This is a genomic window from Candidatus Paraluminiphilus aquimaris (genome assembly GCF_026230195.1).
GTDB lineage: Bacteria > Pseudomonadota > Gammaproteobacteria > Pseudomonadales > Halieaceae > Luminiphilus > Luminiphilus aquimaris.
Genome location: NZ_CP036501.1, coordinates 1,672,387 through 1,697,413 on the forward strand (window position 1 = coordinate 1,672,387; position 25,027 = coordinate 1,697,413).

At 54.4% G+C, this 25,027-nt stretch carries 16 protein-coding genes; 3 read left to right on the plus strand and 13 right to left on the minus strand.

The annotated features are described in order from the left end of the window. Positions 1-15: 15 nt before the first annotated feature. Positions 16-1,023, minus strand: coding sequence for a membrane dipeptidase (locus E0F26_RS07640; RefSeq protein ID WP_279241077.1), 1,008 nt, complete (start codon positions 1,021-1,023; stop codon positions 16-18). 15 nt (positions 1,024-1,038) lie between these two features. After that, complete coding sequence (locus E0F26_RS07645) at positions 1,039-2,481, minus strand: aldehyde dehydrogenase family protein (RefSeq protein WP_279241078.1); 1,443 nt, start codon at positions 2,479-2,481, stop codon at positions 1,039-1,041. Positions 2,482-2,713: 232 nt separating this feature from the next. Between E0F26_RS07645 and E0F26_RS07650 the strand changes: the two genes are divergently transcribed. After that, positions 2,714-3,460, plus strand: a complete 747-nt coding sequence (locus tag E0F26_RS07650) for a pseudouridine synthase (RefSeq protein ID WP_279241079.1) — start codon at positions 2,714-2,716, stop codon at positions 3,458-3,460. Between the two features lie 123 nt (positions 3,461-3,583). Here E0F26_RS07650 and E0F26_RS07655 read toward each other — a convergent pair whose 3' ends face one another. From E0F26_RS07655 to E0F26_RS07670, 4 genes are all read right to left on the minus strand, one after another. Further along, complete coding sequence (locus tag E0F26_RS07655; RefSeq protein ID WP_279241080.1) at positions 3,584-4,984, minus strand: L-serine ammonia-lyase; 1,401 nt, start codon at positions 4,982-4,984, stop codon at positions 3,584-3,586. 160 nt (positions 4,985-5,144) lie between these two features. Further along, the gene (kynU, locus tag E0F26_RS07660) at positions 5,145-6,350 is read right to left on the minus strand and encodes a kynureninase (protein ID WP_279241081.1); all 1,206 of its coding nucleotides are present in this window, start codon (positions 6,348-6,350) and stop codon (positions 5,145-5,147) included. After that, positions 6,347-7,183 (minus strand): alpha/beta hydrolase family protein, encoded by an 837-nt coding sequence (locus E0F26_RS07665; RefSeq protein ID WP_279241082.1) that lies wholly within the window; start codon positions 7,181-7,183, stop codon positions 6,347-6,349. Before E0F26_RS07665 ends, kynU begins: the two co-directional genes overlap by 4 nt. Positions 7,184-7,254: 71 nt before the next feature. Then, complete coding sequence (locus tag E0F26_RS07670; RefSeq protein WP_279241083.1) at positions 7,255-7,692, minus strand: phosphate-starvation-inducible PsiE family protein; 438 nt, start codon at positions 7,690-7,692, stop codon at positions 7,255-7,257. 160 nt (positions 7,693-7,852) lie between these two features. Between E0F26_RS07670 and E0F26_RS07675 the strand changes: the two genes are divergently transcribed. Beyond that, entirely contained in the window at positions 7,853-9,394 is a 1,542-nt protein-coding gene (locus E0F26_RS07675; protein WP_279241084.1) for a class I adenylate-forming enzyme family protein, read from the plus strand. Here the strand turns inward: E0F26_RS07675 and E0F26_RS07680 are convergent. From E0F26_RS07680 to E0F26_RS07700, 5 genes are all read right to left on the minus strand, one after another. Continuing rightward, positions 9,391-10,671 (minus strand): amidohydrolase, encoded by a 1,281-nt coding sequence (locus tag E0F26_RS07680; protein WP_279241085.1) that lies wholly within the window; start codon positions 10,669-10,671, stop codon positions 9,391-9,393. The genes E0F26_RS07675 and E0F26_RS07680 overlap by 4 nt on opposite strands. 146 nt (positions 10,672-10,817) lie before the next feature. Next, on the minus strand, positions 10,818-12,269 hold the full coding sequence (locus E0F26_RS07685; protein WP_279241086.1) for an MFS transporter: 1,452 nt from the start codon (positions 12,267-12,269) through the stop codon (positions 10,818-10,820). A 134-nt stretch (positions 12,270-12,403) separates the two neighbouring features. Continuing rightward, the gene (locus E0F26_RS07690) at positions 12,404-16,054 is read right to left on the minus strand and encodes an SDR family NAD(P)-dependent oxidoreductase (protein ID WP_279241087.1); all 3,651 of its coding nucleotides are present in this window, start codon (positions 16,052-16,054) and stop codon (positions 12,404-12,406) included. Further along, a complete protein-coding gene (locus E0F26_RS07695) occupies positions 16,051-21,462 on the minus strand; it encodes an AMP-binding protein (RefSeq protein WP_279241088.1) in 5,412 nt (1,803 codons plus the stop codon). The genes E0F26_RS07690 and E0F26_RS07695 overlap by 4 nt, the downstream gene beginning before the upstream one ends. A 209-nt stretch (positions 21,463-21,671) precedes the next feature. After that, positions 21,672-22,646 carry a threonine ammonia-lyase gene (locus E0F26_RS07700; RefSeq protein WP_279241089.1) on the minus strand — a complete coding sequence of 325 codons (975 nt, stop codon included), beginning with the start codon at positions 22,644-22,646 and terminating at the stop codon, positions 21,672-21,674. Positions 22,647-22,762: 116 nt separating this feature from the next. Here E0F26_RS07700 and E0F26_RS07705 point away from each other — a divergent pair, with 116 nt between their 5' ends. Continuing rightward, positions 22,763-23,176 carry a hypothetical protein gene (locus tag E0F26_RS07705; RefSeq protein WP_279241090.1) on the plus strand — a complete coding sequence of 138 codons (414 nt, stop codon included), beginning with the start codon at positions 22,763-22,765 and terminating at the stop codon, positions 23,174-23,176. Between the two features lie 15 nt (positions 23,177-23,191). Here E0F26_RS07705 and E0F26_RS07710 read toward each other — a convergent pair whose 3' ends face one another. Both E0F26_RS07710 and E0F26_RS07720 read right to left on the minus strand, forming a co-directional pair. After that, positions 23,192-23,641, minus strand: a complete 450-nt coding sequence (locus E0F26_RS07710) for a YcgN family cysteine cluster protein (RefSeq protein WP_279241091.1) — start codon at positions 23,639-23,641, stop codon at positions 23,192-23,194. A 47-nt stretch (positions 23,642-23,688) separates the two neighbouring features. Then, the gene (locus tag E0F26_RS07720; RefSeq protein ID WP_320416183.1) at positions 23,689-24,990 is read right to left on the minus strand and encodes an NAD(P)-binding domain-containing protein; all 1,302 of its coding nucleotides are present in this window, start codon (positions 24,988-24,990) and stop codon (positions 23,689-23,691) included. Positions 24,991-25,027 lie beyond the last annotated feature (37 nt).

The following is a 25,027-nucleotide window of genomic DNA, read 5'->3' on the forward strand; positions in this document are numbered from 1 at the left end:
TGAATGCCGCTCGAGCTATGGGTGCTGTAAGAAAGGTGATGCCGGAGTCGCCGCGCGATTAAGCAAAGATACCCAATTTCCACCCATGATTTGACTGAGTTCCCCGTCCGAAAACCCGCGCTTAGAAAGCGCATCGGCGATACCGGGGAAGTCCCGATTATCACCAAACCAAGAGAGGCTATCGGGCCATCCTGAATTGGACGATGAGCCCTCACCGTAATCCATGGTCTTCGACCAGCGACCATTTCGCATCCACTCAAGTACAGTCGTAGGCTGGCTTTGGCAAAGATCAGAGCCAAGGCCGATACGATCAATGCCCATACGCTCTGCAGTCCATACAACCATGTCGCAAAAGTCATCGAGCGTACATTTGGGACCGTTTTTTAAGTGGAATGGATACAGTGAGAACCCCAAAATTCCCTCGTTGGCTGCGATTGCGTCGATGACCTTGTTGGATTTATTTCGAAGCGCTGGATGGAAGTGACTTGGGTTTGCATGGGAGACAATGACGGGGCGCTCTGAGTAGTCAATCGCCTCAAGCGTTGAACGCTCGGCGCTGTGAGACATATCGATCACCATGCCGACGCGATTCATTTCTTTAATGACTTGCTTGCCAAAGCGGGTAAGGCCGCTGTCTTCGTCTTCGTAGCAGCCGCAAGCTAACAGGCTTTGGTTGTTATAGGTCAGTTGCATGATCATCAGACCGAGACGACGCATGACCTCAACAAGCCTGATTTCGTCTTCAATAGGGGAGCAATTCTGTGCGCCGAAGATAATGCCGATTCGCCCCTCGGCCTTAGCCAGCGCTATGTCACTGGGCTCATAGACAGGTCGGATGAGTTCAGGCATTGATTCAAAGCGCTGGTTCCATTCTCCGATTCGTGTCAGCGTTTCCCGCGTGTTCTCGTGGTAGGCAATGGTGACGTGTACACAGGTGAGACCGCCTTCGTGCATTTGCTCAAAGATCTCGCGCGACCACGCCGAGTATTGCAATCCATCGATGACTGTCCAATCTTGATTCACAAAATGGCTCCGGAGTTAGGCCTGAACATAGCTTGTCTTGATCGTTGTATAGAATTCTCTTGCATATTGCCCTTGCTCGCGGGGGCCAAAGCTCGAGTTTTTACGACCCCCAAAGGGCACATGATAGTCGGTTCCTGCCGTGGGCAGATTGACCATGACGCAGCCCGCCACGGCACGCTGTTTAAAATCGGAGGCGGTCTTCAAACTTTGGGTAATGATGCCAGCGGTGAGGCCGAATTCGGTGTCATTGAGAATGGATAGGGCATCCTCATAGCCATCGGCTTTAATGACACAGGCAATCGGTGCGAAGAGCTCCTCGCGGTTGATGCTCATATCATTGGTGCTGTTAATGAAAAGCGTGGGCTCCATGTAAAATCCCTCCGTTGGCGCTTCGATTCGGCTGCCACCGAAGGCCAGCGTCGCACCCTCGGACTTTCCCTTTTCAATCCAGGCTAAATTTTCACTGAGTTGGGTTTCAGAGGCTACAGGCCCCAGGTCAACGCCCTCACCGAGCGCGTGCCCAACGGTGGTTGTTTCGAGTTTAGCGATCAGTTTTGCGACGAATTCGTCATGCACGCTTGCATCGACAATGAGTCGGGAAGAGGCTGTGCACTTTTGACCGGTGCCGCTGTAAGCGCCCACGAATGCGGCGTTGACCGCCACGTCTAGGTCGGCGTCTGCTGCCACAATCAATGCATTCTTAGAGCCCATCTCGAGCTGACATTTAACCAGGTTTGCGGCCGTTGCCTTGGCCACCTCGCGCCCCACTGGAAGCGATCCTGTGAACGATACTGCGTGTATATTGGGATTGTTGATAATTGCGTCACCCACCGCACCACCGGATCCCATAATGAGGTTGAAGGTGCCTGCGGGCAGAACGGCTTGACGCGAAATAATCTCGGTGAGCGCCCAGGCACTCGCGGGGACGAGGTTAGCCGGCTTAAAAATGACAGCGTTTCCAAAGGCGAGGGCGGGCGCAATTTTCCATACCGCTGTCGCCATCGGGAAATTCCAAGGGCTGATGATGGCGACAACGCCGACCGGCTCGCGGCGAGTGTCGATCTCGATACCGGGTCTGACAGACTCGGCACGATCGTCGATTTGTCGATGCACCTCGCCGGCAAAATAGTGGAAGAATTGACCCGATCGGTATACCTCCCCTACGCCTTCCGCTCGGGTTTTCCCCTCTTCGCGAGCAAGCAGCTCTCCAAGTTCCCCACTGCGGGCGATGAGCTCGTTACCGATTTCCATCAGTGCGGCGTAGCGCGTCTCAAGTGCAGATTGTCCCCACTCAATAACGGCTGCGTTAGCCGACGTAATGGCCGCCTCAACTTGCTCGGTGGATGCCTGAGCGTAATGTCCAATCACATCACTGGTATCTGAGGGACTTACGTTGGTCACTGACGCATTGGTCTCGATCCACTCTCCATTGATATAAAGCTTATGTTGGTCGGTCATTGGCTCGTCCTTGCGTGGGCATATTCAAAACGTAATTGCGTGGTGTTTCGGCTGTGTCGATGGACGACATACTAAAGCCATAAGTGCCAGTAATACATTGAAAAAAACACCACCTTGGGGTGGGTGAAGCGATACACTTAAGTCGCTGATAAAGAGGGCTCAGAAGGGCGGTAGTGTATCGGGCTTCCTCTTTGGAAAAGTGGCAGTTTAAGGGTCCCTGAGCAGATAAATTTTGAGTGATTTTGGATGTAAACTCCGGCTTTGTTACCGCGATAGCGTAATCGTCATTGTCGACAAGCCTGCAGGAATGTTGGTACATCGCAGTGGCATCGATGCGGGGGAAACGGTCTTCTTGATGCAGACATTGCGCGACCAGCTAGGACAACATGTTTTTCCCGTACATCGTCTGGATAAACCCACCTCGGGCCTCGTGATGTTCGCCCTAAATTCACCGACAGCGCGTGCCTTGTCACAATTATTTGAGCAGGGAGAGGTGCAGAAAATCTACACGGCCTTCGTCCGAGGCCACACACCCCAAACCCTAAATATTGATCACCCTCTGCGTGATGAAGTTGATAGCCAAGGACGGAAGACGAAGGAGGGGACAGTTCGGGAGGCAGCGACTGAATTGCGAACGCTCACTTCGTGGACGGTGCCCGAACCTGTGGATCGATATCCTGAAGCCCGTTACTCACAGGTTGAGCTGAGACCACTGACGGGCCGGTATCGGCAATTAAGACGCCACATGAAACATATCTCTCACCCGATTTTGGGTGATGTTAGGTACGGAAAAGGAACACACAACCGCTTTATCCATGAGCGTTTAGGCCTGAAGCGGTTGTGGCTCCATGCCAACAGCCTGGCATTTCAACATCCGGATACAGGTGAGTTACTGACAGTTGAATCCGACCCGCCAGAGGACTTCAAGGCTATGCACACTTGGCTAACTAACGTCGCTGAGGGGCATGATCATGGCTGAGGGGTTAGGAGTGTACCGAGACGCCACCGAGTGCGGCTGTCGTATGGCAGTACAAAAGCATTCACTTTCGCGGGGGTAGACAAGTTCCGTGACTAATGCGCGGTGAGGTATGCGCTGGAGCTTTCAGCATTCAACCGTCGTAACAGGTATTTTTAACCCGTGAATAGCGAGGCCGCCGCGAGCGGTCTCTTTGTAGCGACTGTCCATGTCTCTTCCGGTCTCTCTCACTGTTTCGATCACTTGATCCAAAGAGACCATAAACTGCCCATCTCCGGCCAGTGCGAGGTCTGATGCCGCGATAGCCTTTACCGCACCCATGCCATTTCGCTCAATGCAGGGTACTTGGACCAAGCCGCCGATGGGATCGCATGTCAGGCCAAGGCAGTGCTCGACGGCTATTTCTGCTGCGTTTTCGATTTGCTTTGGACTGCCGCCCATAGCAGCAGTCAATCCTGCAGCCGCCATTGACGCAGCTGCGCCAACCTCGCCCTGACAACCGACCTCAGCGCCTGAAATAGAGGCATTCATCTTAAACAGACCGCCAATGGCTGTCGCTGTTCGCAAAAAGGTACTGACGTGTCGATCAACGCCTGCGTTATTGAGTTTGTGTTCGTCTAGGTGTGCCCGTAAGACGGCAGGTACGATACCGGCCGCGCCGTTCGTAGGTGCGGTGACCAGGCGTCCGCCCGCCGCATTTTCTTCATTGACGGCCATAGCGTAGACCATAGCTCGTTGTGCGGCGTTTGCGGGAGCCTTGTCGCCTTGCGAGTTGTTGAGTAGGCGCTGCCAAAGCGTTGCTGCTCGTCGTTTTACCTTTAAGCCACCCGGTAACTCGCCCTCGCACGCGAGCCCGCGCTCAATGCAATCGCTCATGACATCCCACAGTTTTGTTGCGATGGGGTCGCGATCAGCGCTCCTTAAACACAAGTGCTCATTACGCGCTTGTAATTCAGCTATGGTGAGTTGCTCACGGTCACACAGGGCTATCAGCTCGGCCATGGTCTTGTAGGGAAAGGGAGCAGGATCCAGCGTATTTGCCGTGGTAGAAAGCGTTACGCCTTGTTCATCCTCCACCATACCACCGCCAACGGAAAAGTACTGCGCGCGGGCCACCTCCGTTGTGTTTTCCCACGCTATGAAGGTCATGCCATTAGGGTGCCCTGACAGCGGCGTCATATCCCTTAACAGGTCGGTTGAGCCATTAAATTGAATCGAACTACCCGTCAGCGTCGTCAAGTAACCACGGCTTACCGATTTTGCCCAGGCAGCCTCAATATCGGGCAGTGTTACCGTCTCGTAGTGATAGCCCATTAGCCCAGCAGTGACTGCGCCGGGTGTGCCGTGACCATCCCCCGTTGCTGCGAGAGATCCGTGGAGCGTGACTTGGACTTTTAGGGGGATATGGCGCGCGCGACTGTCGATTTTGCTGAGAAAATGCTGGGCTGCGTGCATGGGGCCCATGGTGTGACTCGACGAGGGCCCGATACCAATTTTGAATATGTCGTTTAAAGCGAAACCCTGCATCTCTCGCCCCTTTCTTTTAGGCCGTCAACCTATCTGAAAGCGTTGTCCTAAAGTAGCGATTTTCTGCTTTTGGACTAACAACTTTGGGGTATTTCGCCTAGGCCAAATTAAAGGGAATCAAGGGTTCCATTGAGCGCTATAAACCCCTCAAACACACGGCTCAGGTTACGGTAGCTCGGACTTGATATTCCGGTGCCTCGAAGCGTCTTGTGTCGATAATAGTTTCCAGCGCCTCGAGCGCCTTGGTTGTATCCGTTTCGGTGTTATAAAGCGGCGAAAATCCGAAACGAATGATATTAGGCGCGCGAAAGTCCACGATGACGCCCGAGTCAATTAACGCCTGACTGATTGAAAACGCATCGTTCAGTGCGATGCTTACCTGTGAGCCACGCTTCGCGTCAGATCGGGGTGTCAGCAAGTCAACGGACACACTGAAAGAGCGCGCATCCAGTTGTCGAATGAAATCGCCGGTCAAGGTTAGGCTCCGCTGTCGAAGAAGCGAGATTGGCACATTTTCGAAGACCGACAGCCCTGATCTGACTGCGCTCAAAGCCAGCACACTTTGCGTTCCTGTCAGGAATCGCCGAATGCCATCGGCAGGGCGATAGCCCGATTCAAAATCGAACATGGCCGCGTGCCCCATCCAGCCTGAGATCGGATTGGCGACCGATTGATGTCGCTTTTGCACGTAGAGGTACCCGGGTGCGCCAGGACCGCCGTTCAAAAATTTGTAGGTGCACCCAACAGCAAAATCAACATCGGTTGTGACAAGGTCTATGTCGATAACACCCGCGCTGTGTGCCAGGTCCCAAATTACAAGTGAGCCCGCTTGATGGGCCGCTTCTGTGATCTTTTGCATGTCACGTAAGCTTCCTGTCTTGTAATCGACGTGCGAGAGGATCAGCACGGCAGCGTCATTCAAATTGTCTGAGGTCATGTCAGAAATCGATAGCGCTCTGATGGCACACCTGTCCTCGCCAAGGAGTCGAGCGATACCGGCGGCGATGTAGTTATCGCTGGGAAATTGCTGGTCTTCCACACAGACCACGCGGCGCGACGGATTTAATTCCAGGGCGGCGAGCAACGCCTTGTAGAGATTTATGGACAAGTTATCGCAACAGACGACGGTGTCTTTTTCGGCGCCAATGATGTGCGCTATCTCATCGCCTACAGTGAGAGGGAGCTCAATCCAATTGTGACTGTTCCAGCTTGCTATGAGGTCGGAGCCCCATTGCTGCTCAACCGTATTGGCTAAGGCTGCGGGGGTCGTTGTTGGAAGAGCCCCAAGAGAATTGCCATCGAGATAGACCCTGTCCTCGGGTAGGTGAAATCGAGAGCGAAGGTGATCAAAAATAGACTCGCTCACCGGTCTTTACCGCCGTCGTTCGAGCTCAGTACCTCAATCGCGGATGTAATGCGGCTAAAGGCACTGGTTTGCGGATGAATCAAGTCAAAATGACCGGCTCCCGATGCGACCGCAACGTGCGATGGCGCAAAGGGCGCAACTTGCTCGAAACGTACGATGGGATCCTCCGAGCCGATAATGATTTTAACGGGTACACGAAGTTTTGAGCGTGTCACAGATGCTTCTTGATAGCGTGTGTCCGGTGTGTACGCGTCATCGCCCATTAATTTTGCCACCATTGATTGGCAGCTTCCTTTCTCTTTCCCGTAAGTCACTAGATCAATAATGGGCGCCAGCGCAACGACGGCACGGATGTTTAACTTAGGGTCCTCGCTTGCTTTGAGCGCAAGGTGCCCACCGGCGGAATGGCCAATGACCAGTGGGGCGACCCCAGTATTGTGACTTACATAATCGATTGCCCGCTTAACGTCCGTTAGCGTACCGGGCCAGCCGCCACCGGCATCGCCCACTCGCCGATATTCCGCAGCCCAGACGTCATAGCCTAATTGCGCTAGTGCCTGTGCCATGGGGAGAGCGTGATCGACACCGTAAGCATTTGACCAGCAGCCACCATGAAAGACGAGGATGGTTCCTTGTCCCCCATTACTTTGGCTAAAGCGCGTCAGTGTTTGTTCAGCTGCGTCGCCGTAGGAAACTTGTGTGAAAGGCGCTGTGACTTTTAGGTCGGTAACGTCGGTAAAAGACACGGGTTCCGGTAAGGCGGGCGTGGCCATTAAGCAGGCGGAAAAGCTCGTGAGCCAGAACAAGGCAATGGAACGGTGAATAAGAGTCATACCTCAGTCTAGCTGATTTTTTTAAACCACCGGAGTAACTGCGACGACATGTTCATTGGGTATTGGCAATTTTAGTGTTTGCGGCCGGCTTTAAAGTTGCTCGCGGCCCAGCTCAGTACTCCATAGGCAATAGCGAGCAGCAGTACCGCGCCAGCTTCATACATAAGCTTCGTGGGTTCTGAGTCCTTGCTCAGAAGAATGAGTCGGGTAATCCCTGTGATCGCGATTAAGACAGGCAGGGTCACCGGTACGCTGTGGGTGGAGTAGTAGGCATAGGCCATGCCAAGGACTTCTAGGTAGATAAATAGCAGCAGTAAGTCCGCGAGGTTTATGTCACCGGTTGTCGTAAAGTCCGACAGCTCAAAGCCAACCGCAACAATGGCAAGCCCCCCAATGAGAAGTAGCAAACCTCGCTCGGCAAAGGCAAAGAGCCCCAGCACTACCTCGTCAAAGCGATCGACAAATTTCGGTGCAACGGGACTCTCTGAAGATTCGTGTTCTGTGCTCACAATACGTTTCCTGCAAATGCTTCGATAGGGTAATTACGATGCAACTCCAGCTCTCGTTTAAATTCCAAGAAAATTTATGATTAGGGACCTATCTGGGAAATGCTTTGATATTGTCTGCACACAAAATACGTAAACCAATAAAAATATGAGGTGCGAGCGAGTGACAATTTCGTTATGTGAAAGACTTGAGCAGCGGCGCGAGTCGAAGCCCGACGCACTTGCCTACATTATTGATGGCGTTGAACGAAGCAATCTGAACAGCATCGATCACGTGTTTCGCATTGCCAATGGGTTAATCGCCGCTGGCATAGGAAAGGGCGATCGCGTCGCGGTGCTGTCTCGCAATAGCGTCGAATGCGCGGAGGTGATGACAGGTATCCTGTGCGCGGGCGCCAGTATGGTTCCCGTTCCTAATACGGCGACGCCAGAAGCTCAGCGCAATATGCTGCTCGACAGTGAGGTGAAGGGTTTGTTCGTGTCAGACCAATACCGCGACGCCGCTCTAACCAACTTTTTAACCTTGCCGTCAATTAGCAAAGCGCTTCGTTTCGCCCTTGAGACGCCCTGTGAACAGTTTGCGGATTATCATTTGTGGGCAGAGGCATTCTCCAGCGAGTCACCGGATGTTCACATGGAACTCGATGAGGAATATGACATCCTCTACAGCTCTGGCACCACCGGTATTCCCAAAGGGATTATTCACAGCCATTTAGCGCGTAACTTATTGATTTCTGGCACACAAAGCATGGCGTTCGATGAGGCTGTTGTGCTGACCAGCACACCACTTTACTCAAACACTACGATCACCACCTGGTGGCCCTCGGTATGGATGGGAGCGACACAAGTGATCATGCGTAAGTTCAATGCTGAACGTGCTAACGCGCTCATCGCAGAGTACGGCGTTACGCATGCCATGTTGGTGCCCGTGCAGTATCAGCGTATGTGGGCTGCCGAGAATCACAGGCCCGAAAACTGGCGCAGCGTGCAATGGCTGCTCTCAACCAGTGCACCGCTGTCTGCTGAGATGAAAAAGAAGATTCTGCGCGACACCCAAGCGCAGCTTCTCGAGTTTTATGGACTCACTGAGGGTGGCGTTGCCACCACGCTTGTGGCGAGAAAGGCGGCTGAACTGGGCAAGTTGGCGTCGGTTGGCCAAGTGCAGGCAGGCGGGGAGTTGCGCATTCTCGGAGAGGGGGGTGAGCTTCTTGGACCCAATGAGGCGGGCGAAATTGTGGGGCGTACCGGCATCATGAGCGATGGCTATCTCAATCGTGAGGAGGCCACAAAAGCAATGCACTGGTTTGATGAGGACGGAAGACTGTTCTATCGCTCGGGTGATGTGGGTTACCTCGACGAGGACGGCTGGTTGTTTTTGAGTGACAGAATCAAGGACATGATTCTCTCAGGTGGTCAGAATATCTATGCAACCGATCTCGAGCACGCCTTGAACGCAATGTCGGACGTTATCGAGTCAGCAGTCGTTGCCAAGCCTTCAGAGCAATGGGGCGAGACCCCTTGGGCCTTCGTCGTGAGACGCGCCGGGTGTGACAAAACCGAGGATGAGATCCGTCTTGAAGCCAACGAAGCCCTGAGCCCTATTCAAGCCATTGCGGGCGTAACGTTCATGGACGAGTTACCTCGAAGCGACATTGGGAAAATACTGAAACGTCAACTTCGAGATAACTTTAAGGTTACGGCTTAACGCTCTGACACCATGTAGTCCAGAGTCATTGAAGTTAAGGCCTCGACACCCACTGGAAGCGCTCGCTCGTCAGCGTAAAATCGGGGTGAGTGATTGGGGTGGATAAGGGTAGGGTCGTCTGGTGCGACGCCCAAAAATAAGAATAATCCCGGCACCTCATTCGCGAAGTAAGAAAAGTCCTCGGCCGTGGTTGTTTGTGTGGCTTCAATGAAACGGTCACCGGCAACGATCTCCAATGTCGGTGCCATTTGTCGATAGAGCGTTGGGTCGTTGCGTGTCACGCCATAGCCTTGATCGATAACAATGTCCGCTGTTGCACCTGCAGCCTCTGCAATATTGGAGGCGGTTCGGCGAATGCGCGTATGGATGTCATTGCGCGTCGCTGCATCAAAGGTTCGAATGGTGCCCTCTAGCTCGACAGATTCAGGGATGATGTTGTTTCGAACCCCCCCCTCAATGCGTCCAACTGTCACAATGGAAGGTGTGAGTGTGGCATCGAGTTGGCGCGAAACAATGGTCTGCAGCCCCATAACAACTTGACTGGCTGCAACAATTGGATCGACGCCCGCCCAGGGCACTGCCCCGTGCGTCTGCTTGCCTTTGATCGTGATTTGATGACGATCTGAAGAGGCCATCAGCCCGCCTGGGCGTGTTGCGATGGTTCCCGCTGGGAATGGAAAAACATGAAGTCCAAACACGACATCGGGGCGAGGATTCTCAAAGACACCCTCCATAAGCATCAGCTCTGCACCGCCGATAGAGCCATCTGGCGTGCCTTCCTCCGCTGGCTGGAATATGAATTTAACCGTGCCGGGTAACTCATCGCCCATACCAGCGAGCACTTCAGCCACGCCCATTAATATGGCCACGTGATTATCGTGCCCACAGGCGTGCATGACGCCCACCTCTCGCCCTTGATAGACACCCTTGGCTTTCGATGCAAAGGGGAGGTCAACCAATTCTGTTACCGGTAAGGCGTCCATATCGGCACGTAAGGCGACAACGGGTCCGTCACCACCGCGTAAGGTGCCAACGACGCCAGTGTGCGCCACCTCTGTTTGCACCTCCATACCCAGAGCCCGCAAATGGTCTGCAATGATCTCAGCTGTTCGAAACTCTTGATTACTCAACTCTGGGTGCTGGTGGAAATCACGACGCCAGGTCACGACCTTGGGCATCACCGCGTCTATTTTTGGTTGAATATCAGCGGGGAGGGCATAGGAGAATGAACTGTGCAGGCACACCGCAAGACAGAGCAGGGATTTGAGAGTGTTCATGAGTTTCGGTCCTTGCTGTTGAGTTAATTGGGATAACACGCCGATATCGTCGCTCGGTAGGCGCAAAAAATCCATCTTTGGGGTCATCATTATCGTCAGTGCCCTCGAGTTTCGTGCGTGAAAAGAGGCGTGCTCAGCACCACAAATTAGGCTTCTTGGGCGTTCCCGGCCAGGCCCGCCAGACGATCCGCATGTGCTTGTCGGTCCTCGCGGACCCTCGCAATCAAAACTAAACCAAGCAGCCACAGCGATGCAGACGCTAATACGGTGTAGGTGCCAACGGTATCGAGTGTCGCCTGAGATACCAAACCAGGCTTTGCGTCCTCGGGCCATGCAGCGAAACTCAAAATAAGGCCCGCGGAGAAGGCGCCCACGCCGGCCATGCACTTCTCAGCGAAGGAACGAGCCGCGAGGAGGGTGCCTTCCATGCGCTTCTTGGTTACCGCTTCTACTTCCTCAACGGTATCAAACACCATGGAGCCGATGGCTGTGCTCGCAACAATAATGCTGCAAATGGCAGCGAGATGACAAAAGAGTACCGAGCCGAGTATTACCTTGGACTCGTTGGACGGCAGTAAATCAAAAATGCGAAGCGAAATCAGCGCATTCTCAAGCACCATAGCGCCCGCAAAAAAACCAATAGCCGTATTTCGTTTTCCAAAAAGGCGCGTGCACATTGGCGCCAGTTTTAGACCCAAAATGGGCGCGATAAACAACGTCATACCGATGGTTAGAATATCGATCGGCTCGAATTCCCAGAAATAGCTGTAATAAAAAAGCGTGAGGTTGGTGAAGAGCCCCGATGCGGCCTTACAGACGATGTACGCGACAAACAAGATGCGATAATTCCGACTGACATTCAGCGTCATCCAGATATCCTTGAGGATATCGAGCACCACTGACTGTTGAGTCGTCTTTTCCGCTTGCTTCGGTATGTGCAGGTCAGGAACATGTCGATGCGTTCCGATACCCGTAACGAGAATGGCTATAACCATGACGATGCCACAGGCGATGCCATAAACGACCCAGGTGTCCGGGTTATATCGTGCGTCTTCTGTCCCCTTGTAACTGCTGTAAACAACAAACAGCCACAACAAGTTCCACATGACTAAGCCGCCCCACCAGCCAAACCACATACGGAAGGCAATGAGCGAGCTGCGCTCAACATAATCTTGGGTCAGTTCCGGTCCTAATGCAGTACTGGGTATTTCGTAGAGCGTGATCGTGGTGCGGATCCCAATACCCATTAGCAGTAAATACCAAAATAGCCCTTGGTTTGAAATGCCCGCCGGTGGATCCCAAATAAGGAAGAAGGTGAGTGCTACTGGGATGGCTGAGCCGTATATGAAGGGATGACGCCGTCCCCAGCGAGAGCGAGTATTGTCCGACAAGTAGCCGATGAGTGGGTCTGAGATGGCATCGAAGATCAACATGATCAGGATGGCGAGACCAGCTAAATCGGGCGCGAGCCCAAAGACTTGCACGTAAACAAATAGCAGGAAATAGGCGAAGGCGTTGTCTTTAATTCCGTAGGCAATCGAACCAAACCCGTAAAGGAATTTGGTGCTAAAGGGGAGTGCCGAACCGCTCGATTTCATCTGCACTGTCTTTATTCTTAGAGTCCTCTGAGACTACTGACAAAGTGCGGCGGGTGCAAAGAAATGTGACAGGCAGAAATCGGCAAAAAAAAACCGGGGCAGAGCCCCGGTTTTGGTGATCACCCTGCCCTGAGTTACACCGTAACAGCATTTCCTCGGAAGATTTTCGATAGGTAGCGACTTTCCGACGGTGCCGGTGCCGGTACCGAGCACTGCAGAACCGCGTGCACCAACCGAATCATTTCTTCTTCGAGTTCCTTATCGTTAGAGGGCTCCTCCGTATGAGCCCGGCGCGTAAGCTGTACTTGGTTAATAGCCGGTACGGTAGGAAGTCGCTCGCCCTCAACACCCAATGTGACCGTAAAGGCATGGAGAGAGTTTTTAACGAACAGTGCAAGCGCGAACTCCTCACGAGTCGATGCCAACGAGGTTTCAGGCGTAATTAATACGATCTGAGAGTTGGGCACCAATGCCGAGGTTCGCGCTACACGGAAGTGATGCGTAAGCTGATCGTGAACAAGCTTTCTGAATTCGTGGTCGCTGAGGACCCGATCCCATGGCTCATTGGCGTTAGCAGCGAGTGCGTTCAGCGGTAACCGCTCAAACGGGCTGCTTACGACTACATCATAACCACCCTCATTGCGGAGAATGTCGTCAAGGCTACGCTCCAAGTCATCGCCTATGGCACGACACTCGATGTCGATACCGTTAGGATTATCAACACTGTGTGTCATGGCATTCGCTGAATCTTCCGACTTTGTGAGAACCCAGAGTTTTTCAACGTTTTGGGCAAGGAAACCGTTGGCTATGTGCGTCAATTCATTCCGCATAGAGTCGCCAATCAAGACGATGCGCTTGCCCTTTAGTTTCGCAACTTCTGTCTCATTGGGTGGTAACAGCAATTCTCCCTCGGTCACCGACCGGTCGAACTTGAGACCGCCCGATGGGTGGAAGGTTTCCCCACTCACAATGTCATCGGCGAGGTGGAAAACGGTCGATAGCCCCACTTGCTCATCCGTTGGCATCTTATGAAGGTGCAGACGATTGAGAATGCCGGTTTCGATTTGCTCCGCCTGTTTCGAGGTTTCTGAAAAGTCAAAGAACGGCGCCGGTGCATCGATAAACGTACCGAGGAACTGCTCTCGTTGTTCGTCGCTCAATATGCCTGCACGAACCAGGCGTGTCATGAGCTTAGACGCAATCCCCGTGTGCATAAGGTACTTCGATGAGTTACCCAAACCACTGGAGTCCCTAATCTTCAGGACAAGGCGTGCAATAGGCTTAGGCAGCGCGTCGATATCAATACCATCCACTGCATTACTTGCAAGTGACATAACGTCATCAGCACTGAATCCAGCGGACATCCCAGCTAAAATGGCCTTGTGCACCTCGTTGAGGCGCTTGTTCTCAAGTACCAATCTACCGCGCCGATCAAAGAGTCCGGGCGCTTCGGCAGAACCTCGCAGACGCGCACCGTCAACGGGGCCGGGTGCGAGGGCATTGATTTGAATCTCCGGACCAAGGTGGCGGGAGAGAATCTCAGCAAGTACGCGCTGACCTGCTTTAGACACGGCGTAGTCGGCACGATTTGGGTAGGCCACAGCAACGTATTTTTCACCACCGAAGTAGCTCGATACGTTGAGTATTGAACCCTTTCCGCCGGCTTTCATTGCGGGGCTGAATTTACGAATAAGCGAGTAGTTGGAAATCAGGTTCGCTTCCATCGTGCGATCCCAATCCGCACGTGTCATGTCCACTACCATTTCCTCGGCACCTGAGATGCCCGCGTTGTTAATGAGGAAGTCCACATGGCCTAACTCGGCAACCGCGTGGTCATGTAAACGATCCAGTGCTTCGGGGTCACCCACATCAATGCCACCGAGAATGGTCACGCGTGTCTCCGGCCGCGGGTAGCCAATGTTGCGCAATTCATCGACGATGTCGTCGCGCGCCTCAGCTAATTTCCCTTCGCTTCGGGCGCTCAGAAGGACGCGCGCTCCCGCGATCGCAAGGAAGCGACCAAGCTGCAGGCCAATGCCTAAGCTACCGCCAGTGATGACGGCGGTTCGGCCCTTGTGAAGCCCGGGCAGCACTCTCGAAATGGAGGACGGCATTGAGCTTTTACCGGTTGAGCGTTTGATGCTCCGAGGCAACCACAAATTAATCGAATCCATTTTTCGGACCCGGTTTGTGAGTGTTGCCGCCCAATCGGCAGCAAACGTCAGCGCCTCTTCATCTTCGGTATCGTAGCGGACCATCTGATTGGGCTGGACTGCCCAAGTGAGATCACCCGCGTTTGCCAGAGTCTCATCTTCATGACGCCAGCCACGAATCAACGCCTCGACCGAGGCCCGGATGATCTCGTTCATTAAGTTACCGTGACGATCAGACGGGTTGGTTACGTAGACAATGGCCGGTGGCTCGCCGTCCGTAAACAAGCGATCCATGTTGCGCGCGAAGCTTGACGCGAACGCAACGGGTGCGACCACTTCATCGCGAACAAAGTTAGCGACGTCTTCATCGTTGGCCGTGCACAGCGAATACCCGTACTCGCCATTTGGCTTTTGCGGCAGCAATATGACGCCATCCAGACGTCCGAAATGATCCGACATCAGCTGCATAGAGCGATCAACCGACTCTCTACGCAGGGGATCTAGGTGTGACAGCTGCACATCATCGAGATTGCGCGACTGCAACAGAGAACGCGCGTGACCAACTGTGGTCAGATTTCTAAAGGCGAGCATGACGCGGGCGCCGCTCTGAATCTGGCGCTCTGCAAATGTCACGGCCTCCTGGTAGTCATCGCCGCCCAAAATAAGGACTACTTGACCCGAAAGATCCTCGAGACGCTTATCCGGCCAAGAAACGAGTTGTGAACGGCTCTGTGCCGGTACCTGCATGCCGTTGGTGACTTCGATGTGGTGCCCTGAGAGCGCTGAGGACTCATCTGATGCAAGCCATATAATGCCCGATGCAACGTCGGTCGGCGTGGGGTACTTGTATTCAAGTCCACCGTCCGATGTGCGCGTTGTAATCATAAGGTCCCGGAACTCTTTGCCGGTACTGCCGGGCTCGACACCCTGCAGTTCATCCATTCGCGCAAAAACACTTTCAATGCGCTCTGACTCGATGGGACCGGGGAATAGCGTATTTACGCGAATACCCTGTTTCTCGCCCAGTTCAAGCGCGAGGCCCTTGCCCAGTGCATTGAGGCCGGACTTGGGTACAACGTATGGAATACGCCCGTAGTAATGTGTTCTTGAGAAGATCGTAGAAACGTTGATGATGCTGCCACCGGCCGACATATGTGGCGCGGCCGCTCGGGCCATGTTCCAGGGTGCGCCCAAGAGATTCATTGCGGAGTCAAACATCGTTTGATCTGAATCAGCCGCGCGCTTTTCTGCCTCGGTGAAAGGGATATCTCGGAGCGTAAACTTAGGTCCCGCAGCGCCCGCGTTGTTGACCAATACGTCGATCGGTCCGAAGGCGGCAACGGTTTTTGCAACGATCTGACGGCAGACCTCGGGATCCGCGCAATCACCTGTCGCGCTGACCATGAAGGTTTCTTCGAAGCCTTCGCCGACCAGATCGCCTATGAAATCATCGAGTTTGCTCTGATCTCGACCGGTTAGCATCACACGTGCGCCTTCGCGCAGGAGCTGACGGGTGATGTAGCTGCCGATTGAGCCGGCGGCACCCGTCAGGATGATGCATTTGTTGTCGAGTCGACGCCCAGCAATGGACTGCGTCAGCAAATCCTGGGGAATATCGCTCATATCATTCATCGAAGTGCTCCTGCTGATCCTGTTTCTACTTTTGTGAGTGTTTCGCCCCGCTCCATAGCGTCGCGGATTGCCCAAGCGCGATACAGCTCGTCTCGGGACTTTAGGTTGGTACGAGGTAATGCATGCATGGCGACATAGTTCGCACCCGCATGACGGTTTTCCCACATGGCCTGGTGCGCTTCAGGCACGCCTTCCATCGGGATAATGGTTGGCGGCAAGACGCTGATGTGACCTGCGGCGATTCGCTCTTGCATCTCTGCAAATTCACGGGCCGTATTAAGGTGCGTTCCGCGTATCTCCGCAGTGGGCATCAGAATGCGGCGTTGGCGCATCCAGACTTGCGGAGCATAAAAACTAAAGCGTGCGCCTTTAAGGTCCTCTGAGTAGACAATTTTGCCGACATTGGGTTTGACTAAAGAGGTCGCTAACGCGAGGCCATCGCGACCTGCTCGCTCGAATACAACGTCTGGTAGTCCGCGCTTGTCCAATGTATTGCGAAGTAGTGGGGCGATGGCTGAGCCAATTGGCTTGAGCGTGCGATCTGAAAAGGCACGGACCGATTCCTTAAATGCGGCCGACTCCGTGAACGGGTTGGGCATTTTTTGGAAGGGACCGGGTGGGTCAAATTCATCACCGAGTCGACGCTCGATCTCTTCGAGACTGACCACTCCTTTCATTTGAGCGCCGAAGCCAAGGGACGTAACGAACTCGCGCTGTGAGACCGTGTCGACCAGTACCGCCACTTGTGCACCGCGCTGGCACCCAACCTCGATCGCTTCGATCGCGACGGGGTCAACAATACCGTCCTCGGCACCGGGGCCGTAGACCACGAGTAACGACTGACCTGCTCGCAGTCCCGCTTTCGAGAATTGTGAGGCGGGGGTGGAGGCCCCGGCCTTGCCCATAAAGGTAAAGCGATAGCCCGATGAGGCGCCATAAAAGGTGAGCACACCATTTTCTCCAAGCAACTGGAATGAACGTGGGAATGCGGTTTCACCTGCGTGTGAGACAGAGTAATCAATCTGCCCACCGACTTTCTTTTCAGCCTCGGCAACAAACGCTTCGCCTGCCGCCTCCCAAGCGTCCCATTCTTTGGGGTCATCGGGTACGGCCGTGAAAATATCGGACCAACGGCTGTCTTTTCGGTTGATGGCGTGACCACCCACGGCTTCGACACGTTCGCCTCGGTTTTCACTAGAAACCATACCCAGCGCACCACAGCTGGAGGAAAGCGCACTGCGCAAGCAGTCATAACCCGTACCTGTGGAGGCTCCCTCGACAAATAGACGTTTACCGGGTTCGATAGCCAGCGTGTTGTACAGAGCACGATGAATCGTGCCCATGGTTAACCCATAGGATCCCGCTTCCTCGATACTGATTCCCGGCAGTTTGGCGTGGAGCTGCGGTCCTTGTACCGTCAAGAATTGAGCGTGGCTGCCATCGTTGCGTTCGTAGCCCTGAATTCGGAAGTCCGCCGCCATGGGGTCAAGCCCCTGATCGGGCGCCATAAGCTCGCTCTGCCCTGAGTAAATGGTGACGATGTCGCCGACTGACAAACGGCCTTCGCGGACCAAGTCTTGCCCGAGCTGAGCGACAATACCGACACCACCCGAACCGGTTACCTGCACGTCGGCATCGCGCGCATCAAAGGGTGATACAGGAATGCCGGTGATTGCCCAAATGTCGTTGAAATTCATCTCTGAAGCGAGAATGTAGACCAAGGCTTCGTTGGCGCTGGGTAAGGGAGTTGGCAACACTAACTCTTTCTCAGCAACCTCAGGGTCGCCGTGAAGAGGACTGCCGTCTTCATGCGATCGCATGACACCGTAGCCCAATTGGTATTGAGGAATGGGCGTAATGCCGGGGAAAAAACTGGCGCCCATGGGTAACAGTTTGCCCTCATCGATCAGTGCTGCGCGTTCATCCTGAGACGCATCGGGCTGCACTGCTTTAGGTTTGGGCGGTAGCGGTGCGCTACGCTTTTCAAGGAAAGCGGAGATACCCTCAGGGCCACACTCGGGGTCACAAACACCCTTAGCGAAAAGCTCAGCCTCGCGACGCAAGCCGGCAGCTTGTCCGTCACGCGCGCCGGTCAGCATCGCATCGATGATGAACTCGACGGGTTTTGTACGCCCACTATTGCGAATTTGCTCGAGTGCCCCAGCAACGCCGGAGTGGGTCGTCAGCGACTCGTCGATTGCAAGAGCCTGCTCTCGTTGATCCTTAAGTTTCTTCCTGCGCGCCATTGATACTTTTAGGGCATCACCACCTGAAAAGTGGTCCCTGAGCGCTGCCATCGCAGCTTCAACCGTGGACAGGCCCTCAGTGGTCACAATGTCGTCGATCAGCCCGATTTCAAGCGCTTTTTCGGCATCAATCGTGCGACCATCGAGCATCATGCGCAACGCTTCTGCGGCACCGTCTACACCCTGTGCGTCAAAAAGCTTCCGGGTTAAACGCTGTGTGCCGCCATACCCCGGTAACAGATTCAAATTGATCTCAGGCTGTCCGAACTCCGCGTGTTGCGCGGCAATGACGTGCGAGCAAGCAAGAACAAGCTCGTTACCACCACCAAGGGCAGGGCCATTAACGGCGGCGATAATGGGGATATCGAGGTTTTCTAACGTGGCAAAGGCGGTTTGCGCGGCGTTAGGAAGGGTTTGAGCAGATTCTAAATCACCCTTTTCACCGATCTTTAGGAGCTCCTTCACGTCAGCACCTGCAACGAAGGTGTTGCGTGCGCCCGTTACCACCATGGCTGACAAATCGTCTTGGTGGGCAAGCTGCGTTAGCGCCGTGTGCAACTCGTCGAGTGTGCGCTCGCTTAAGGCATTGACCGGTGGACTGCTAATGACCACAAGGGCCACCAGGCGACCGGGCGCAATTTCGTGCGTTTCCACGCGGAGATATCGCCAGGTCTGCACGACGCGACGCGCCTCGGTTAAGCGGCCGAAGTCCTTCCACTGCGTGACAGCGGTGCGGATTTCATCGACCGATTCGGGGTTCTTCAGTGTCGAAATGTCACCCAGCGGCTGATCCAGCAGAATCGAGCGCAATGTCCGGCGCATGTATTTTCCAGATCGCGTTTCGGGGAAGGCTGAAACCACCAAGAAGTCAGATGGGACTGCCGTCGCACCCTTTTCGGATCGGACTAACGACTGAAGTCGCGCCAGATCGTCATCGGATAGCTTTCGCCCGGCTGCAGCAACCAAAAACGCTACTGGCGTTTCGCCTTTTTCATCGTGAGGGGCGCCAACGACAACCACGTTGCCCACTGGCGAGTCCTCTCGCAGCGTCTTGTCTCTGAGGATGGCCCCTTCGATTTCCTCGGTGCCGATGCGATGCCCCGATACGTTGATAACGTCGTCAGAGCGACCATGGAGTGTGAAGGCGCCGTCGTCGTGCTGACGTGCGTAGTCGCCCTGCGTATAAGTAAGTTCACCACCCCATCGATTGAAATATACCTCTGTGAAGCGGTCGATATCGCCACGCCAGCTGTTCTCGAATAAATTGTCGGCATCGCCCCACAGCGTTCTTGCCAGATAGGGGTAGGGCTGTGTGATAACGAGCTCTCCTTTTTCTCCGGACTCGGCTGTACGCCATTGGGTTACCGTACCGTCCTGAGCGGTTTCCTCTGCAACGCGTACCTCCGCCTGCACCCAGGGAAGTGGCCATGTTTTTGCATCAGCAGAGAGCGGCTTGTATCCGCCCCAAGGGCAGCTGAAGACAATGCCACCATGCTCGGTTGCCCAGTAGGAGTTGATGTAGTGCTTGCAAATATTGTCCATCGCAAACTGCTGAACAGCGGGGGAGACCGGTTCCGCACAGAATGTCCCGACACGCAGCGACGACATGTCAAAGTCAGCCATTTCTCGCGCACTTGCGGGGTCTGTCATTACCGCTTTGAGGAAGGTTGATCCCGCCTTGAACAGCGTTACTTTGTACCGTTCGATAATCGAGGAGAATCGACCTGCATGCGGAAACAGGGGTGAGCCCTCTGCGATAACCGTGGTCATACCCTGAACCAGCGGTGCGGCAATAAGATAGCTCTGACCTGTAATCCAGCCGGGGTCGCCAATGACGTAAAGGGTGTCATCCTCGGTAGCGCTGAAGACGGTTCGCATCGTGTGGCTCACACCACTGAGCCAACTGCCGTGTGTGTGCACGACACCCTTGGGCTTGCCCGTAGAGCCTGACGTGTAAATGATAAAGAGGGGGAAGTTGGAATCAACACTCTCTACCGGAAGCACGGCGTTAAGCTTGGCCCACAACTCCGCGGCACTATCACCTGAAAGATCGGTAAAGGAAGAGAGACCCAAATGCCCAGCAATCCTTGCCTTCGCTGTATCGACCAGGTCGTTTGACCACTTATCCCGAGCATGCTCCACGATCTCTTGCCCGGTGTAGTCGACCACTATCACGTTGTCGATGTCGTGCTTTGCGTCGGCAAGCTGGCGTGCAACAGCCGTTCGCAGTTCCGCCGTCATCTCGGCGGGCAGTGCATTTTGCTTAGCTATCGAAGCACCAAGCTCACGCATCAAGTCCGAACGTTCTAGGGTGATTTCTCCTGCCAACGCCTCGTGAACATCGTTGTAGAGGGTTTCTGCTAAGGCACCCAGATCGTAGGTTGCCAAAACGGTTTGCAAGGTTTGTAACGCTGTCTCCCTCGGAATGTAGTTATCGAGCGCGGGGTCGGTATACGTACCCTTGTAAGCGACAACCTCGGCGTTTCTGTAACCACCGTCAGCGGTAATCACTAACTTAGCGCCTGCGTCGTGGATGCGGTCGGAGAGCGTTTTGGCGGAGAATCCGCCAAACACGGGCGTATAGACTACCCCCATGCGTTGGGCTGCGAGCATGTAAAAGACCTGCTCGGGAATATTGGGTAGGTTAAAGGCGATGCGATCGCCTTTCGAAAGCCCCAAGTCTTTCAGAACTTGCATCCGCGCCACGACTTCTTCAAAAAGGACGCGGTAACTGAAGTGCTGCTCGGTAACCGGTCCGCCACGACCCTCGTTCTTCGATGGATCCCAGCGATCACCTTCAAAGATAATAGCCGTCTTGTCAGCGCGGCCCTGTAGCAAGTGACGATCGACTAAGTTAAAGCACGCGTTTGTTTGTCCACCCGTAAACCATCGGTAGTAGGGCGCCGCAGATTGGTCCAGCACGGAGGACCAAGGGGTCCAGTCCTCATCGTCCAATGCCACATTTTCACCGCGAGAATCCCAGCCCACCCAGCCGCTATCGCCGGTGCGAGCAAGCCATGCACCGCTGGAGGCGTTCTGCCAGTGAATCTCTCTCGAAGCGACTTCCGCATGAAACTGATCGGCATCGTTCTGTATGTGGTTTCTAAGCGCATCCTCATCGGACTGTGACGGTAAAACGCCCCAGGTACGGTCATCGCTCATGCTTTTCTCCCTCTCGAAAAATCGTTGACGGAGGAGGCCGATTCAGCAGACGTCTGCAACGAATGCGACTTGCATCCAGAGCACACCTGCCAACAAGCACCGGAAGCCCGGTTCTCCCCACCGCTTGATTACGCCCAAGGTACGTGAGGAGGTAGTCGGTAGATCACCGGAATTGGTAATTTGTCACATGGTAAATACTGAGTATTGAGCTACCCAAACTGAAGCGCTTGCTGAAAAACGCGCTCATCAACGTTCCCACCGGAAGCCACCACGACGAGCTCCTGGTCGTCTGGCAACGTAGCCGGGTCGAGCGCGGCCGCTAGAGCGACAGCGCCACCGGGCTCTATTACCAATTTGAGCGTATCGAAGGCTACTTTCATGGCATTCAAAACGGCCATGTCACTGACGGCAAAGCCAGGCCCAGCGTAACGCTTGAGCACGGGGAAGGTGAGCTCCCCCGGGGTTGGCGTTACGATAGCGTCACAAATCGATCCTTGCTCAGTGGCATTCGTAACGCGCTCGCCTAAACTCAGTGATCGAGCGGTATCGTCAAAGCCCTCAGGCTCTACCGTATGGAGCGTTATGTCTTTGGCCAATGAATGGAGCGCCGTTGCCAGTCCAGCACTGAGGCCGCCGCCACCGCAACAACAGAGCAAGGAGCTTGCCTTGGCACCTGCATCCCTCAGTTGGTCGACGAGCTCAAGTCCGATACTCCCTTGGCCCGCGATGACATGCGGGTCGTCGTAGGGTTTTATCAGATGTAGCCCTTCCTGTGTTGCGAGCTGTGTGCCAATCGCCTCTCGACTCTCAACGCCGCGCTTATAGCGGACGACCCGGGCGCCATAAGCCTCGGTATTGGCGACCTTATTTGCCGGGGCGTCGTGAGGCATGATGATCGTAGCCCGAGCCCCCCATATTTTTGCAGCAAGCGCGACGCCTTGAGCATGGTTGCCTGAGGAATAGGCGACGACACCTCGTTCAAGCACTTCGCTTGAGAGTGCACTGACGGCGGAACATGCCCCTCTGAATTTGAAGCTACCGGTCACCTGAAGCGGCTCAGCTTTGAGCCAAAGTCTTCTCCCAGCGATAGCATCTAGCCGCGGCGAATTGAGCAGTGGGGTTTTTACGATATGGCTCTCAATGCGCTGATACGCGTCTTGAATTTCCTTCAGGGTAACGGTCACGGTGTGTCCTCTGGGCATGGAGTGCGAAATGTTTATTGTGTTTTCGCCACGCCAAAATTGATCCGGTTGGCATGAAATTTCGAAGTAAGACTAATACATACGGTGGGGCGCGTGCAGTGTTGGATTATGTGCAGCACGACGGGGGAAGAGAGGATGCCGGATTTCGGGGCAGGTCAGACTGTGTCGTGCGGGCCATCTGCTTGATTACGGGCGACGCTTACACCGATGTTCGACAGGACTTGTCGTACCTTCAGAAAAAGATGACAGGCGGTCTTTATCCCTCGATCTCCGATGGTGTGATGACACCGGTCCACTATTTATATCTAACCAGTAAAGGCTGGGAGCTTACGCTTACAAAAAGTGCCTATCTCCCTGACATTCCTCGCGACGGACACCACATCGCCGTTATCCCACGTCATGTGATGGCGGTGAGAGAGGGCGCTGTCTGGGATGCCTGGGATTCGCGGTTTAGTCGTCGCACAAAGAGCGGCTATCCCCGCTTGCTTGGCTATTACACCCCGCCAGTTTGAGACTGACTATCGGGGTCAGGCATCAATCCAGCGGACGATGTAATCCTCTAGCGCATCGAGGTCGACCTCAGACTCCGATACTACTTTTCCTCTTATGCCACGCGGATCTTTCCTCACCGACGAAACGTGGCCGCTGATAAGCGGGTGCCATAGTGGGAGTTCTTTGTTCTCGGATCGCAGCCTGTATGCGCAGGAGGCGGGCAACCACTTCATCTGATCAGGCGTCATCTTGCCTACGTCCATACAGTCAGGCACGCGGTTAAACCGCTCGCGATAGTCGCCGCATCGGCCACTTTTGACATCGAGTAGGTGGCAGGCCACTCGCGTGTAAAACACCTCTTCGGTGTCCTCATCCTGCAGTTTGTGCAGGCAACACTTTCCACAACCGTCGCAGAGCATTTCCCACTCTTGCTGGCTTAGCTCAGAGAGCGGTGTCTTATTCCAGTAATTAGCATCTTGCGACATGGCTAACTTTCCCAAATTATCCGCTTAGCTTGGCCGGGCACATTGCGTCATTGCCCTTCCTTGGAAAGGTGTGCCAACGAGCCTGCATTTTTCTCCCAATTGCGGCCATCGAAGGGCGTGTCGTAAATGGCGTCGATGGTCTCGGGTTTAATACATCGCGCGTTGACGCTCACCCCGTCCGGATTGGACCGTGGGATATAGAAAGACTTAACGCCACACCGGCTACAGAAGTAATGCTTCGCCATACCGCTGCCGAAGGTATACAGGGATAGCAATTCCTCGCCCCGAGTCAGTGTAAAGCGGCTTTCCGGAACTAGCAGGTGCTGATAGTGATTGATCTCGCAAATACTGCAGTTGCAGGTATGAGTCACCAGCACTGCGGGCGCCTCAACTGTCCACTCAACGCTGCCACAGTGACATCCTCCTGTGTGCGTTACACGTGGACCGGCCTCAGCCGCCTCTACTTTTTGGCGCCTGATGCGAATCTGTTCAATCAGACCGGAGGTGTCCCATCGACCGCCACCATTCACTTGCACATCCGCATACTGCTCATCGACCAGTGTGGCGATGGGTAAGTGCAGACCCAATCGGTCGGCAACATCGAGCGCAAACCCTAAGTCTTTTCGCATCCAATCGATGGCGAAGCCAAAATTGTATTCTCGCTTTGCAATCGTCGCAGCCCGATTCGTCAACTGCCATGATTGCGCCGCACCGCCTTGTATCGCCCTCGTTACCTCGTCTATGTCGAGGCCTGCACATTCAGCAAAGTGGAGTGCCTCCGATAGGCCACCCAAAATACCGGCGATAGCAAGTTGGTTTACCATCTTTGTTGTCTGGCCACTTCCCACACCGCCCATGAGCTGAGCATGCTTTGTGTAACAGCCCATGACCGGTTCCACTTGATCAAACGCTGCACTGTCTCCGCCCACCATTGTCGTCAGGACACCGTTCTCCGCGCCCGCTTGTCCGCCGGATACAGGGGCGTCCAAAAAGTGAACCCCAATGGCGTCGCAGGCATCGTGCATCTCTAATGCAAGTTCTTTCGATGTCGTGGTGTGATCTACCAGCAGTGCGCCTTGCGTCATCGTGGACAAAACACCTTCAGACTCAGACGTGACCGCACGAACGTCGCTATCATTGCCTACGCACAGAAAGACAACGCTTGCACCGACGGCCGCTTCTGCGGGGGTTGGTGCGGAGGATCCACCAAATTCGTCGACCCAGGCGAACGATTTAGTCTCGGTGCGGTTGTAGACGCATACGTCTAAACCATGACGCTGTAAGTGGCCAGCCATGGGATAGCCCATGGCGCCAAGGCCGATAAAGGCAACGCGTTGTTGACTCGACATGGGAGGGGTTCCTGATGCAAGGTTTAGACACAATTTC